Source organism: Streptomyces sp. NPDC057099, from assembly GCF_042671245.1.
Taxonomy (GTDB): domain Bacteria; phylum Actinomycetota; class Actinomycetes; order Streptomycetales; family Streptomycetaceae; genus Streptomyces; species Streptomyces purpurascens.
Map to the genome: position 1 here is coordinate 80,963 of NZ_JBHUTX010000005.1, position 13,976 is coordinate 94,938.

The following is a 13,976-nucleotide window of genomic DNA, read 5'->3' on the forward strand; positions in this document are numbered from 1 at the left end:
TGTTAAGGTGTCGCTGTTATGAACTCAGCAGTCGTGCCTCTTCAGCCCCGGAGCGTCATGCCCCGGAGGCTCGCACTTGTCGCGCGACTGCACGTGGATCTCTGTCGGTGCGCGTCCGCTAACTGTCGTCTCTGACGTAACGCCAACCCCCGTCGTCTCCCACGTCAGCTCCCCCCAACGCGTCCCCCCAACGGAGTCAGTCCGTGTCCTCATACACGAAATCCTTCAAGGTGCCCTTCTGGGCTCAGATCATCGTCGGCCTCGTCCTGGGCGTGCTGCTCGGCTGGCTCGCCCGCGACCAGGACCTGTCCTGGCTGACCACGACCCTGGAGAAGGTCGGCGACACGTTCATCGGCCTGCTGAAGCTCGCCGTCGCGCCGCTCGTCTTCTTCGCGATCCTCGTCTCGATCACCAACCTGCGGAAGGTCAACAACGCGGCCCGCCTGGCCTCGCGCACCCTTCTGTGGTTCATGGTCACCTCGCTGATCGCGGTGAGCATCGGCCTGGTCATCGGCCTGGTCACCAACCCGGGCGCCGGTACCGGCCTCACGCCCAAGGACGGCGCGAAGCCCGACGAGACCGGCTCGTGGATCGACTTCCTGACCGGCATCGTGCCGACCGACGTGATCACGCCGTTCACCGAGCTGAACGTCCTGCAGATCGTCTTCATGGCCGCCGTCGCCGGTATCGCCGCGCTCCAGCTCGGCGAGAAGGCCCAGCCGATCCTCAATCTGAGCGAGTCCGTCCTGGAACTGCTCCAGAAGGCGCTGTGGTGGGTCATCCGGCTCGCCCCGATCGGCACGGTCGGCCTCATCGGCCACGCCATCGCCACGTACGGCTGGGACCTGATCGGCAAGTACGCGACGTTCACCGTCGACATCTACGTCGGCTGCGCGATCGTGCTGTTCGGCGTCTACCCGGCGCTGCTCGCGACCGTCGCCAAGGCCAACCCGATCCAGTTCTTCAAGGGCGCCTGGCCCGCGATCCAGCTGGCCTTCGTCTCCCGCTCCTCCGTGGGCACCATGCCGCTGACGCAGAAGGTCACCGAGCGGCTCGGCGTGCCGAAGGAGTACGCGTCGTTCGCGGTGCCGTTCGGCGCCACGACCAAGATGGACGGCTGCGCCGCGATCTACCCCGCGATCGCCGCGATCTTCGTCGCCCAGATCTTCGACATCCAGCTGGGTGTCGGCGACTACCTGCTGATCGCGTTCGTCTCGGTGGTCGGCTCCGCCGCCACGGCCGGACTGACCGGCGCGACGGTCATGCTGACCCTGACCCTCTCCACCCTCGGCCTGCCGATGGAGGGTGTCGGTCTGCTCCTCGCGATCGACCCGATCCTCGACATGATCCGCACCGCGACCAACGTCGCCGGCCAGGCCCTCATCCCGGTCCTGGTCTCCGCCCGGGAGAACCTGCTCGACCGCGAGGCCTACGCCACGGCGGACGGCTCCTCCCTGGACGACCCGTGGGACGAGCCGCGGGACGCGGAGCGCGAGCAGGTGCCCGCCGCGGTGTGACGGACTGACGTCCCCCCTGGCCGGTCCGCTTCGGTTCACGACCGAGGGCAGGCCGGGGGGACCGTACGCTAAGCCGTATGGGTGCCGTGAAGACCAAGCGGATGCCGCGTGCGGTCCGCGAACAGCAGATGCTGGACGCCGCCGTGCGGATCTTCGGCCAACGCGGCTACATGGCCGCGTCGATGGACGAGATAGCCGAACTCGCGGGCGTGTCCAAGCCGTTGGTCTATCTGTACCTGAAATCCAAGGAAGACCTCTTCACCGCCTGCATCCGCCGCGAGGCCAAGGCACTCGTCGAGGCGGTGCGGGCCGGGGTCCGGCCCGATCTGCCCTCCGACCGGCAACTCTGGGAAGGGCTCGGGGCGTTCTTCGCGCACACCGCGCGCAACCCCGACGCCTGGTCGGTCCTGCACCTCCAGGCCCGCACGCACGGCGAGCCGTTCGCCGCCGAGGTCACCGCGATGCGCGAGGAGATCGTCGCGTTCGTGACGCAGCTCATCCTCACCGGTGCCCGTGAGGCCCACCACGACCCCGACCTCCCGGAACGCGAGGTCGCCGGCCTCGCCGAGGCCTTGGTCGGCGCCGCCGAGTCCCTCGCCGCCTGGGCCAACGCCACCCCGGGCGTCACGGCCCGCCAGGCCGCGGCCACGATGATGAACTTCGCGTGGGCGGGCCTGGGCGACCTCATGGCGGGGCAGCCCTGGGCACCTCCGGAGGAGGAGCAGAAGGGCACTCAGGCCGGGTAGACATCCCCCGCCACATGCACCCGCTCGTCCCCGTCCCGCAGTTCGAAGCGGCCGTTCTCCGCCGCGTACGTCACCGTCCCCGGCAGCAGGACCGGTGCCTTGAACGCCGCGCGCACCTGGCAGGTGTCCGGTGTGCCGTGGGCGGCGAGGCAGCGGGCGACGGTCCACATGCCGTGGGCGAGGGCGCGGGGGAAGCCGAAGAGGCGGGCGGTGAGGGGGTGGAGGTGGATCGGGTTGCGGTCCCCGGAGGCGGCGGCGTAGCGGCGCCCGATGTCCTCGGCGAGCCGCCACTCGGTGACGGCGGGCAGGGGCTTGCGGACCTCCTCCGTAGGCCCGGGAGCCTCGGCGGGCCGTCGCGTGCGGTGCCGGGCGAGGTAGGTGCTGCTCGACTCCCAGACGACGTCCCCGCCTTCGCGCACCTCGGTGACGACCGTGGCCTCCGTGCCGCGCCGGTGCGGTGCCAGTCCGTCGACCCGCACGGCGAGTTCGTACGCGCCGGTGGCCGGCATCCCCCGGTGCCGGGTGACGTTGACCGACGTGTGGACCAGGCCCAGCAGCGGCAGCGGGAAGTCCCGGCCGCTCATCAGCCGCATGGCCAAGGGGAATCCGAGCACATGCGGATACATCAGCGGCAGCGCGTCCTCCCCGGTCGGGAACCCGCAGACCCGCTCGTACGCCGCCAGCCGGGCGAGGTCGACCCGCAGGCCGGGCAGGACGAGCCGGGTGCGGGGGAACTCCGCGTCGGGGGCGGGCCGTTTGAAGGGGGAGAGCAGGGCGCCGCGGGCCAGGAGCGGGGCCAGGGAAGGTGGCCCGGTGAGGACGAGAGCGGGGGCTTCGGTCATCACGCCCCCAGCAGGCTCTGGCCGCAGACGCGCACGACCTGGCCGTTGACCGCGCCCGAGCCCGGATGCGCGAGCCAGGCCGTGGTCTCGGCGACATCGACCGGAAGACCGCCCTGGGCGAGGGAGTTCATGCGGCGGCCCGCCTCACGGATGAACAGCGGGACGGCGGCCGTCATCTTCGTCTCGATGAAACCCGGCGCGACCGCGTTGACCGTCACCCCGTGCTCCGCGAGCGCGCGCGGCGCGAGGGAGCGGACCAGGCCGACGATGCCTGCCTTGCTCGCCCCGTAGTTGGTCTGTCCCGCGTTGCCGGCGAGGCCCGCGATCGAGGCGGTCGCCACGATCCGGCCGCCCGGCCGCAGCGCCCCGGCCTTCAGCAGCGCGTCCGTCGTGCGCAGCACGCTCGCCAGGTTCACCTCCAGCACCGGGATCCAGCGCTCGGCCGGCATGTTCACCAGCCGCCGGTCACGGGTGATGCCCGCGTTGTGGATCAGCAGGTCGAGGCCGTCAGGCAGCGCCTCGGCGATCCGCGCGCCCGCGTCGGCGGCCGTGATGTCGAGGAGCAGGGCACTGCCGCCGAGCCGGTCGGCGACGCGCCGGGCGTCCTGTTCGGCCCCGGGCACATCGAGGACGACGACCCGGGCGCCGTCCCGGGCGAGCGTCTCGGCGACCGCCTCACCGATCCCGCGCGCGGCACCGGTGACCAGGGCGGTCCGGCCGGTCAGGGGGCGGTCCCGGTCGACAGGGACCTCAGGCTCCTCGCCGGCCCCCACCTCGATCACCTGCCCGCTGACATACGCCGACTTGGGCGACAGCAGGAAACGGAGCGTGGACTCCGCGGCGGACGCGTCCGTGAGCCGGACCAGGTTCACCGTCCTGCCCCGGCCGATCTCCTTGCCGAGGGAGCGTGTGAAGCCCTCCAGGGCCTGCTGGGCGGCGGCCTGGTGATGGTCGGCGGGGTCGAGCGGCGCGCCGAGCAGGACCACGCGCCCGCTCGGGGTGACCGACCGTACGACAGGATGCAGCGCCGCGTGCACCTCGGCCAGCCCCTCGACGTCCCGCACCCCGCTCGCGTCCAGGACGACGGCGGCCGCCCGGTCGGAGCCGGCCGGGGCGATGCCCGTACGGGCGAGGACCGGCGCGAGGTCGAGACCGGACCGGCCGGCGGTGAGGTGACGCAGGCCGCCGTCCAGGGCCGGGCGCTCGGCGGACCAGCGGGTCAGCGCCGCGGGCTGGGGCAGGCCGAGGCGGCGGGTGAGGAGACGGCCGGGCGCGGTACCGGTGAAGCGCAGATAGCGGTCGGCCATTCCAACTCCCAGCTGCCGGAGGATACTCGCTCTTCCTTACTCTGGAGTAAGGTTACCGGAGGTAATGCTACGTCACGGGCGAGGAGCAGGTCGAGATGAGCCCCCAGCAACTGTCGCCGTCGGTACGGCGCGTGGCGATCGTCGGCGGAGCGCGCATCCCGTTCGCCCGCTCGGACGGCCCCTACGCCACCGCCTCGAACCAGCAGATGCTCACCGCCGCCCTCGACGGCCTCGTCGAGCGGTACGGCCTCCAGGAACCCGGCGCGGTGGGCGAGTTCGTCGCCGGAGCCGTCCTCAAGCACAGCCGCGACTTCAACCTCGCCCGCGAGACCGTCCTCGGCTCGGCACTGCACCCGCGCACCCCGGCCTACGACATCCAGCAGGCCTGCGGCACCGGACTCCAGGCCGTCATCGCCGCCGCCAACAAGATCGCCCTCGGCCAGACGGAGTCGGCGGTCGCGGGCGGCGCCGACACGGCCAGCGACGCGCCCCTCGGCGTCAACGACCGCCTGCGCCGCATCCTGCTGGAGGCCCGGCGGGCGAAAACGGCGGGCGCCCGCCTCAAGGCCCTGGCGAAGGTGCGCCCCTCCCATCTCGTCCCCGACATCCCGCGCAACGCCGAGCCCCGCACCGGCCTGTCCATGGGCGAACACGCCGCCGTCACCGCCCGGGCCTGGGGCATCGGCCGCGCGGCACAGGACGAACTGGCCGCGGCGAGCCATCAAAGGCTGGCGGCGGCGTACGAACGCGGCTTCTTCCAGGACCTGGTGATCCCCTTCCGGGGCCTCGCCCGCGACCAGAACCTGCGCCCCGGCTCGACCGTGGAGAAACTGGCCGCCCTGAAGCCGGTGTTCGGCCTGGACCACCCCGACCCGACCATGACGGCGGGGAACTCGACCCCGCTGACGGACGGCGCGGCGACCGTCCTGCTGGCGAGCGAGGAGTGGGCCCGGGAGCGCGGGCTGACACCGCTGGCGTATCTGACCGCGTACGAGACGGCCGCCGTGGACTTCGTGGACGGCGATGTGGCGGGCGGCGAGGACGGCCTGCTCATGGCACCGGCGTACGCGGTCCCACGCATGCTGGAGCGGGCCGGGCTGGATCTGGCCGATTTCGAACTGATCGAGATCCACGAGGCGTTCGCCTCCCAGGTGCTGGCGACCCTCGCCGCCTGGGAGAAGCGGGGTCTCGGCACCGTCGACCGCGACCGGCTGAACGTCGCCGGCTCGTCCCTCGCCACCGGGCACCCCTTCGCCGCCACCGGCGCCCGGATCGTGGCCACGCTGGCCAAGCTCCTCGCCGAACGGGACGCGCCCGCACGCGGACTGATCTCGGTGTGCGCGGCGGGCGGGCAGGGGGTGACGGCGATTCTGGAGCGGGCGTGAAGGCAGGGGACGTACCAAAACTGAAGGTCCCTCACGTAATCCCCGAGATTGCACAGGCCCGGCTCCGGACCATCCCCGAACCCGCACAAACCCGCCACGTGAGGGCCGTACGATCCCGTTCCTACCGGCAGTAACCCCTTTCTGCGGGTTCAGCCGGTTGAGCGCCTCGGCGTGCGAGGCACGTACGTCCATGCAGCAAGCAGTTCACCGCTGCACGCCCCAGGAGCCGCCCGTGTCCACTGCGTATCCCTCCTCCGCCTACGGCGACGACGTGTACGGACGGCCGGTCCTGGTCGAACCCGAGACACGGCGGCTGGACGGGGTGGTGCGGGAGGCAGCCGTACCGCCGCTGGCGCCGCCGTGGACGCACGGGTCGCTCGCCGACCTGCCGTTCGACAACGCGAGGGCGGAGCCGGATGCCGTGGCGCTCAGCCGCAGGGACGCCGAGGGGCGCTGGAGCGACGTCACGGCCGCCGAGTTCGCCGCCCAGGTGCTCGCCGTGGCGAAGGGGCTGATCGCCGAGGGCCTGATGCCGGGCGACCGGGTCGCGGTGATGGCCCGCACGATCTACGAGTGGACGGTCCTGGACTTCGCGGCCTGGTCGGCCGGGCTGGTCACCGTCCCCGTCTACCCCACCTCCTCCGTCTTCCAGGCCCGCTGGATCCTCCAGGACTCGGGCGCGGTCGCCCTGCTCACCGAGACCGCCGGACAGGCCGCCGCCCTCGGTCCGGAGCGCGAACGCCTGCCGGACCTCCAGCACCTGTGGATCGTCGAGAAGGGCCACGTGGACCGGCTCGCGGAAGCCGGGGCGCACCTCTCCGACCAGGAGGTGGAGGTGCGGCGCGGCATGCTGGGCCCCGACACGCTCGCCACCCTCGTCTACACCTCGGGCACCACCGGCCGCCCCAAGGGCTGCGCCCTCACCCACGGCAACTTCTTCGCCGAGGTCGACAACGCCATCGAGCTCCTCTACCCCGTCTTCAAGACGAAGACCAGCGAGGAGGCCTCGGTCCTGCTGTTCCTGCCGATGTCCCACGTCTTCGGGCGCATGGTCGCGATCGCCTGCATCCGCGCCCGGGTACGGCTGGGCCACGCGCCGAGCATCAAGGCGGACCACCTGCTGCCGGACCTGGCGAGCTTCCGGCCGACCTGTCTGCTGGCCATCCCGTACATGCTGGAGAAGGTCTTCAACTCGGCCCGCGCCAAGGCCGAGGCGGCCGGCCGGGTGACCTCCTTCGACCGCGCGGTGTCGGTGGCGCAGCGCTACGGCGAGGCGGTGGAGGACCGGCAGACGGGCACCGGCCCTGGCCCCTCCCGAGCCCTGAAGACCGCCCGGGTCTTCTACGACCCCCTGGTCTTCCGCCGCATCCGCAACGCCATGGGCGGCCGGGTCCGCTACGCGATCTGCGGTGGCTCACCGCTCGGCCGCCGCCTCGCCGCGTTCTACGCCGGAGCCGGCATCGAGATCTTCGAGGGCTACGGCCTGACCGAGACCACCGGCGCCTCGACCGTCACCCCGCCCCTCAAGCCCCGCCTGGGCACGGTCGGCTGGCCGCTGCCCGGCACCCGCGTCCGGATCGCCGCCGACGGCGAGATCCTCCTCGCCGGCGACCATGTGCTGCGCGGCTACTGGGACCCCCAGGCCGGCGGCGTCGTCCCCGCCGCCCCCGACGGCTGGCTCGCCACCGGCGACCTCGGCGAACTGGACGACGAGGGCTACCTCACGATCACCGGCCGCAAGAAGGAACTGCTGATCACCGCGGGCGGCAAGAGCGTCGCCCCGGCCCCGCTGGAGAACTGGCTGCGCTCCCACCCGCTGATCTCCCAGTGCCTCGTCCTGGGCGACGGCCGCCCCTTCGTCTCGGCCCTGATCACCCTCGACCCGGACGGCATCACCCACTGGCGCCACATGAACGGCAAACACCCCGTACCGGCCAAACTGCTCGTCGACGACGAGGATCTGCGCGCCGTCCTCCAACGCGCCGTCGACGAGGCCAACAAGATGGTCTCCCGCCCCGAATCCATCCGCGCCTTCGCCATCCTCCCCGAGGACTTCACCGAGGAAGCGGGCCATCTGACCCCCTCGATGAAGCTCCGCCGCCAGGCGGTACTGCGCGCGTTCACCGAGGAGGTCGAGGGGCTGTACGCCCGCTGAGGCGGCCGGGTGTGAGGCGGCCTTTGCGATGTCTTCACACGATTTTCTTGACGCCGCACGCCGTCTCCCCTTGGCTTTCGAGCAATCCCGTCGCGATGCTCCCCCCACGGAAGGCACCACCAGTGAAAGCGCGTAACACCCGTCGGACCGCTGTGCGCCCTGCCGCCATAGCCCTGGCGGTCTCCGTATCGGCCCTGTCCCTCACCGCGTGCGGCGACGACGGGAGTGACGACACCGCCGTGCAGAAGGGCAACGACATCACCGTGGGCCTGCTGCTGCCCGACCGGGACACGGCACGCTTCGAGAGGTTCGACTACCCCCTGATCAGGGACGAGGTCGCGTCCCTCACGGAGAACAAGGGCAAGGTGCGGTACGCCAACGCTGAGGCGAGCGTGTCCAGACAGAGTGAGCAGTTCCAGAAGATGATCGACGACAAGGTCGACGTCATCCTGGTGGACGCGCTGAACTCCAAGACGATCGCCACGGACGTGAAGAAGGCCAAGGACGCCGGCATCCCGGTCATCGCCTACGACCGGCTCGCCGAGGGCCCGATCGACGCCTACGTCTCCCACGACAACGAACTCGTCGGGCAGGTGCAGGCCCGCGCCATCATGGGCGAACTCGGCGAGAAGTCCCAGAACGACAAGGTCGTCATGATGAACGGCGACCCCGGCGACCCGAACACGGCCCGGTTCAAGGACGGCGCGCTGAGCGAGCTCCAGGGCCAGGTGGACATCGTCGAGCAGTACGACACCAAGGAGTGGAAGCCCTCCATCGCCAAGGCGAACATGGAGAAGGCGATCCGGACCGTCGGGCTGAACAACATCGCGGCCGTCTACTCGGCCAACGACGGCATGGCGGGCGCCGTCATCGAGGCACTGGAGGAGGCGGGCGCCACCAAGATGCCGCCGGTGACCGGGCAGGACGCCAACCTGGACGCGGTGCAGCGGGTCGTGTCGGGGGAGCAGTACATGACCGTGTACAAGTCCTTCCTGCTGGAGGCGACGAACGCCGCGAAGATCGCGGTGGCCAAGGTCCAGGGCCGTCAGATCGAGTTCGCCGCGCTGACCCGGGAGACGGTCGACAGCCCCACGGCGAAGAACGTCCCCGCGATGCTGGTGCCCGTGGTCGCCCTCACCAAGGACAACATCAAGGAGACCGTGATCACGGACGGCGTCTACACCGTGAAGGACATCTGCACCCCGAAGCTGGAGGCGGACTGCGCGGCCATCGGCCTCGAGTAGTCAGGTCCGGCTCTTGACGTCCATGTCTGTCTCTTGACTTCGCGGGGTGCCCGCGCGACATTCCCCACCCCCGTCTGTCGCGCTGGAGCCGTCATGACCACTGACACGAACTCCGCACCACCCGCTGGTTCCCCTTCCCGGGCGCCTTCCCGAAGACGCGTACTGGCCGGTGCCGCGGGTGCCGGGCTCGCGGTCGCCGCCGGAGTGCAGCAGGGCGCCCACGCCGCCGACTTACCCCCGCTCGGCACGTACGACGTCGTCGTCGTCGGCTCCGGCGCGGCCGGGATGACCGCCGCGCTGACCGCCGCCGGGCAGGGGCTGAGCTGCGTCGTCCTGGAGAAGGCCCCGACCTTCGGCGGCTCGGCCGCCCGCTCCGGCGCCGGGATCTGGATCCCCAACAATCCGGTCCTCCTGGCGGCCGGCGTCCCGGACACCCCCGCGAAGGCCGCCGCCTACCTCGCCGCCGTCGTCGGCCCCGACATCCCCGCCGACCGGCAGCGCGCCTTCCTCGCCCACGGCCCGGCCATGATCTCCTCCGTCATGGCCCACAGCCCCCTGCGCTTCCGCTGGATGGAGGGCTACAGCGACTACTACCCGGAGCTGCCCGGCGGTCTGCCGAACGGCCGCTCCATCGAGCCCGACCAGCTGGACGGCCGGATCCTGGGCCCCGAGCTGGCCCGGCTGAACCCGCCGTACATGGGCGTGCCCGCCGGGATGGTCGTCTTCAGTGCCGACTACAAGTGGGTCACCCTGGCCGCGGTGAACGCCAAGGGAGCGGCCGTGGCGGCCCAGTGCCTGGCCCGGGGTACGGCGGCGGCGCTGCGCGGCGAGAAGCCCCTGACCATGGGCCAGTCGCTGGCGGCCGGGCTGCGTGCGGGACTGCGGTCGGCCGGGGTGCCGGTGTGGCTGAACACGCCCCTGACCGACCTGCACGTAGAGAACGGCAAGGTCACCGGAGCGGTCGTCACCCGCGACGGCACCCCCGGCCTGGTCCGCGCCCGCCGGGGCGTGATCGTCGGCTCCGGCGGCTTCGAGCACAACGCGGCGATGCGCGCACGCTTCCAGCGCCAGCCCATCGGCACGGACTGGACCGTCGGCGCCAAGGAGAACACCGGCGACGGCATCCTGGCGGGGGAGCGGCTCGGGGCCGCCCTCGACCTGATGGACGACGCCTGGTGGGGCCCGGCGATCCCGGTCCCGGGCCAGCCGTACTTCTGCCTCGCCGAACGCACCCTCCCCGGCGGTCTCCTGGTCGACGGGTCCGGCCGGCGCTTCGTCAACGAGGCCGCCCCCTACAGCGACGTCGTCCACACCATGTACGACGCACGCGAGGCCATCCCGGCCTGGCTGATCACCGACCAGAACTACCGCAACCGCTACCTCTTCAAGGACGTCCTGCCGGCCCTGCCCCTCCCCGACGCCTGGTACGACTCGGGCGCCGCCCACAAGGCCTGGAGCCTGGACGCCCTCGCGGCCTCGATCGGCGTCCCGGCGGCGGCCCTGCGCACGACCGTCGACCGCTTCAACTCCCAGGCACGGCGGGGTGAGGACCCCGACTTCCACCGCGGCGACAGCGCCTACGACCACTACTACACGGACCCGTCCGTCCTCCCGAACTCCTGCCTGGCCCCCCTGTGGCTGCCCCCGTACCACGCCTTCCGCATCGTCCCCGGCGACCTCGGCACCAAGGGCGGCCTGCTGACGGACGCCCGGGCCCGGGTCCTGCGGGAGGACGGCTCGGTCATCCCGGGCCTCTACGCCGCCGGCAACGCGAGCGCGGCGGTGATGGGCCGCAGCTACGCGGGCGCGGGGTCGACCATCGGCCCGGCGATGACGTTCGGGTACATCGCGGCGAGGGACATCGCGGGCGTGCTCTAGACGGTGGGCTCCGGCGGCTTGCTGGCCACGAGGCACGCCTGGGGAACCGGCTCGCCGAGTTCCTCGTCGGCCTCGCGTACGGTCCGGGAGCGCAGGGCGAATCCGGCGGCTTCGAGCAGGGGGATCATCTGCTCCGGCCGGCGCCGCCGGAAGTCCAGCGCCACCTTGTGTCCGAAGGCCTCCTCGTAACGGCGGCGGGGCTCGTCCCCGGCCTGGAAGCCGAGCAGCAGATGCCCGCCGGGCCGCAGGACGCGGTGGAACTCGGCGAAGACGTCCGGCAGGTGGTCCAGGGGGGTGTGGATGGTCGAGTACCAGGACACGACCCCGTCGAGCGAGCCGTCGGGCAGGTCCAGCTCCAGCATCGAACCCTGCTCGAACCGCAGGCCGGGGTTCTCGCGGCGGGCGATCGCGAGCATCGACTCCGACAGATCGAGGCCGGACATCGACAGCCCCCGGCCCGCCAGAAACGCCGTCACCCGCCCGGGCCCACACCCCAGATCCGCGACCTCGCCCCCCACCCCCACCAACTCCGCGAAACCGACCAGCAGCCCCCGGTCCAGGGGCGTGGTCCCGTGCAGACCGGGGAAGTGGACGGCGTATTCCTCGGCCACGGTGTCGTAAAAGGTACGGGTCTCGCTCACGAAGTCGGCGTCGGTCATGGCCCGAGACCCTACTGCGAGGGCTCGTGGGCCTGCCCGGGGTTTGCCTGTCGGTCCCTTCGGCCTGGCGCATACGCGCCGGCCTTGGCGTGTTTGCGCAGGGCGGTGAGGCTTGCTTGTCTGTCGGCCCTCTGGCCTCGGCGTGAGTGCCCGGGGCCGCGCGGATCGCCTGGCCGTTGGATCCGCTGGTCTCTGCGTGTCTGGTCGCCCCGGCGGGGCGCGCACGCCTGTTCGCCCCCGGCGGCCCGTCCCTCTGGCCCCTGCTCAGGGCCCGTGCGGCCCGCCTGTCTGCTTGCGCGTTCCGGCCTTGCCGGGACTGCTCGGGCCCTGGCCCCTCGCCCCCAGGCTCCCCCCGGGGCCATGCGTCTAGCTGGTCGGTTCGTCTCCCCGGCCTTCGGCCTGGTCCGCGGCTGCCCTCGCCGCTCCGGCCCCCGCCCCCGCTCCGATCGCCGTGCCCAGGCCCAGGCCCAGCGCGAGCCCCAGCCCGATGTTGTCGAAGACGGTCATGCCGAGGGCCAGCCCGAGGGCCGCGCCGAGCGACAGGCCGAGTGACAGGCCGGTCGCCAGATGGTTGGGTGCGGGAGTTCCGCTTTCTTCCTGATTGCCGTTCTCTTCATGTCCCTGCATCAGGACATCTTCTCCCGGCCGCTGCCCGAGCCGGCCGGACCCCCGGGCCGGCCCCACCCCAGCGGAGCGTCCCGCAGAATTCGCCGGAAATTCATCGACCTCTCCGGGAAGGGCAGAACCGGAAGAGGACGGGAAAAGGCAGGAGCCCCGACGCCTGACGGCGCGGGGCTCCTTGGGTACTACTGATCAGACCGGCGTGACGTTCTCAGCCTGCGGACCCTTCGGGCCCTGCGTGACGTCGAAAGACACCTGCTGGTTCTCCTCGAGGGAGCGGAAGCCGCTCGCGTTGATCGCGGAGTAGTGGACGAAGACGTCGGGGCCGCCGCCCTCCTGGGCGATGAAACCAAAGCCCTTTTCGGCGTTGAACCACTTCACGGTTCCGGTAGCCATAAGCCCTCCTTGGGCCCAAAAGGGTTGCCCTGCTCCAGAACCAGCAAGTGTGAAGATGAATTCTGCACAACTGCATACGTCTGAGAATGACGAGAGCCCGCGGTCACATGCTCCGCAGGCTCTGTACTGCAAGGGAAACCAAACTGCAACTTGCGATGAGCCTAGCACGCAGGCCCCGGAATGCAATAGGGGTCAAGATCACGTCACCCGAATGTTTGAACATCCCGCCGCCGACTGGCTCAGAGGGCCTCCGCGGCCGGTCACGAACCCACGGCGGGGCCGGACGCCGGCCACTGGGCCGAGAGGGCTAGCCTCACGATGTGGACAATCCTCGCACCCGGCCGCGCGTCGGCCACATCCAGTTCCTGAACTGCCTGCCCCTCTACTGGGGGCTCGCCAGAACGGGCACGCTCCTCGACTTCGAGCTGACGAAGGACACCCCGGAGAAGCTCAGCGAGAAGCTGGTGCAGGGCGAACTCGACATCGCCCCGATCACCCTGGTCGAGTTCCTCAAGCACGCGGACCAACTGGTCGCCTTCCCCGACATCGCCGTCGGCTGCGACGGCCCGGTGATGTCGTGCGTGATCGTCTCGCAGGTCCCCCTGGACCGGCTGGACGGCGCCCGCGTCGCCCTCGGCTCGACCTCCCGCACCTCCGTCCGCCTCGCCCAGCTGCTCCTCGGCGAGCGCTACGGCGTACGGCCGGACTACTACACGTGCCCGCCCGACCTGAGTCTGATGATGCAGGAGGCCGACGCCGCCGTCCTCATCGGCGACGCGGCGCTGCGCGCGAACATGCTCGACGGGCCGCGCTTCGGCCTGGACGTGCACGACCTGGGCGCGCTGTGGAAGGAGTGGACGGGCCTGCCGTTCGTCTTCGCGGTCTGGGCGGCGCGCCGCGACTACCTGGAGCGTGAGCCGGTCCTCACGCGCAAGGTGCACGAGGCCTTCCTCGCCTCCCGCAACCTCTCCCTGGAGGAGGTCGGCAAGGTCGCCGAGCAGGCCGCCCGCTGGGAGGACTTCGACGAGGAGACCCTCGCCCAGTACTTCACGACGCTCGACTTCCGCTTCGGCGGCCCGCAGCTGGAGGCGGTCGCCGAGTTCGCCCGGCGCGTCGGCCCGACGACCGGGTTCCCGGCGGACGTGAAGGTGGACCTGCTGCAGCCGTGAGCGGGCGCTCCTCGCGCACTACCCTGCTGGGAGTGCAGGCGGACGGGGGCCCACCCG

12 protein-coding genes are annotated in these 13,976 nt (G+C 71.4%); 7 read left to right on the forward strand and 5 right to left on the reverse strand.

The window, feature by feature from the left end; all coding sequences use genetic code 11:
• The first annotated feature begins 203 nt into the window (after positions 1-203).
• Complete coding sequence (locus tag ACFT4A_RS08925; RefSeq protein WP_382827293.1) at positions 204-1,517, forward strand: dicarboxylate/amino acid:cation symporter; 1,314 nt, start codon at positions 204-206, stop codon at positions 1,515-1,517.
• A 77-nt stretch (positions 1,518-1,594) separates the two neighbouring features.
• On the forward strand, positions 1,595-2,263 hold the full coding sequence (locus ACFT4A_RS08930) for a TetR/AcrR family transcriptional regulator (protein WP_382827295.1): 669 nt from the start codon (positions 1,595-1,597) through the stop codon (positions 2,261-2,263).
• Here the strand turns inward: ACFT4A_RS08930 and ACFT4A_RS08935 are convergent.
• Together ACFT4A_RS08935 and ACFT4A_RS08940 are read right to left on the reverse strand one after the other, a co-directional pair.
• On the reverse strand, positions 2,251-3,105 hold the full coding sequence (locus tag ACFT4A_RS08935) for a MaoC family dehydratase (RefSeq protein WP_382827297.1): 855 nt from the start codon (positions 3,103-3,105) through the stop codon (positions 2,251-2,253). The two genes, ACFT4A_RS08930 and ACFT4A_RS08935, sit on opposite strands and share 13 nt — an antisense overlap.
• Complete coding sequence (locus ACFT4A_RS08940; protein WP_382827300.1) at positions 3,105-4,412, reverse strand: 3-oxoacyl-ACP reductase; 1,308 nt, start codon at positions 4,410-4,412, stop codon at positions 3,105-3,107. Before ACFT4A_RS08940 ends, ACFT4A_RS08935 begins: the two co-directional genes overlap by 1 nt.
• A 95-nt stretch (positions 4,413-4,507) precedes the next feature.
• Here ACFT4A_RS08940 and ACFT4A_RS08945 point away from each other — a divergent pair, with 95 nt between their 5' ends.
• The 4 genes from ACFT4A_RS08945 to kstD all read left to right on the forward strand — a co-directional run bounded on the left by ACFT4A_RS08945 (position 4,508) and on the right by kstD (position 11,074).
• Positions 4,508-5,797: an acetyl-CoA C-acetyltransferase gene (locus ACFT4A_RS08945; protein ID WP_382827302.1), complete on the forward strand. Its 1,290-nt coding sequence runs from the start codon at positions 4,508-4,510 to the stop codon at positions 5,795-5,797.
• 232 nt (positions 5,798-6,029) lie between these two features.
• The gene (locus ACFT4A_RS08950) at positions 6,030-7,952 is read left to right on the forward strand and encodes an AMP-dependent synthetase/ligase (RefSeq protein ID WP_382827304.1); all 1,923 of its coding nucleotides are present in this window, start codon (positions 6,030-6,032) and stop codon (positions 7,950-7,952) included.
• A 122-nt stretch (positions 7,953-8,074) separates the two neighbouring features.
• Complete coding sequence (locus ACFT4A_RS08955; RefSeq protein ID WP_382827306.1) at positions 8,075-9,196, forward strand: sugar ABC transporter substrate-binding protein; 1,122 nt, start codon at positions 8,075-8,077, stop codon at positions 9,194-9,196.
• A 93-nt stretch (positions 9,197-9,289) separates the two neighbouring features.
• The gene (gene kstD / locus ACFT4A_RS08960) at positions 9,290-11,074 is read left to right on the forward strand and encodes a 3-oxosteroid 1-dehydrogenase (RefSeq protein WP_382827307.1); all 1,785 of its coding nucleotides are present in this window, start codon (positions 9,290-9,292) and stop codon (positions 11,072-11,074) included.
• On the opposite strand, the gene ACFT4A_RS08965 is transcribed toward kstD, so the two are convergent.
• The 3 genes from ACFT4A_RS08965 to ACFT4A_RS08975 form a co-directional block, all read right to left on the reverse strand.
• Positions 11,071-11,733 carry a class I SAM-dependent methyltransferase gene (locus ACFT4A_RS08965; RefSeq protein WP_382827309.1) on the reverse strand — a complete coding sequence of 221 codons (663 nt, stop codon included), beginning with the start codon at positions 11,731-11,733 and terminating at the stop codon, positions 11,071-11,073. The genes kstD and ACFT4A_RS08965 overlap by 4 nt on opposite strands.
• A 366-nt stretch (positions 11,734-12,099) precedes the next feature.
• Entirely contained in the window at positions 12,100-12,360 is a 261-nt protein-coding gene (locus ACFT4A_RS08970; RefSeq protein ID WP_382827311.1) for a hypothetical protein, read from the reverse strand.
• 186 nt (positions 12,361-12,546) lie between these two features.
• Positions 12,547-12,750, reverse strand: a complete 204-nt coding sequence (locus ACFT4A_RS08975) for a cold-shock protein (RefSeq protein WP_003992177.1) — start codon at positions 12,748-12,750, stop codon at positions 12,547-12,549.
• A gap of 320 nt (positions 12,751-13,070) precedes the next feature.
• Between ACFT4A_RS08975 and ACFT4A_RS08980 the strand changes: the two genes are divergently transcribed.
• Complete coding sequence (locus tag ACFT4A_RS08980) at positions 13,071-13,919, forward strand: menaquinone biosynthetic enzyme MqnA/MqnD family protein (protein WP_376386880.1); 849 nt, start codon at positions 13,071-13,073, stop codon at positions 13,917-13,919.
• Positions 13,920-13,976: the final 57 nt, after the last annotated feature.

Coding starts and splice junctions, on each gene's coding strand:
- ACFT4A_RS08930 (WP_382827295.1), top strand. CDS start 1,595: ATGGGTGCCGTGAAGACCAAGCGGATGCCGCGTGCGGTCCGCGAACAG.
- ACFT4A_RS08935 (WP_382827297.1), bottom strand. CDS start 3,105: ATGACCGAAGCCCCCGCTCTCGTCCTCACCGGGCCACCTTCCCTGGCC.
- ACFT4A_RS08940 (WP_382827300.1), bottom strand. CDS start 4,412: ATGGCCGACCGCTATCTGCGCTTCACCGGTACCGCGCCCGGCCGTCTC.
- ACFT4A_RS08945 (WP_382827302.1), top strand. CDS start 4,508: ATGAGCCCCCAGCAACTGTCGCCGTCGGTACGGCGCGTGGCGATCGTC.
- kstD (WP_382827307.1), top strand. CDS start 9,290: ATGACCACTGACACGAACTCCGCACCACCCGCTGGTTCCCCTTCCCGG.
- ACFT4A_RS08965 (WP_382827309.1), bottom strand. CDS start 11,733: ATGACCGACGCCGACTTCGTGAGCGAGACCCGTACCTTTTACGACACC.
- ACFT4A_RS08970 (WP_382827311.1), bottom strand. CDS start 12,360: ATGCAGGGACATGAAGAGAACGGCAATCAGGAAGAAAGCGGAACTCCC.
- ACFT4A_RS08975 (WP_003992177.1), bottom strand. CDS start 12,750: ATGGCTACCGGAACCGTGAAGTGGTTCAACGCCGAAAAGGGCTTTGGT.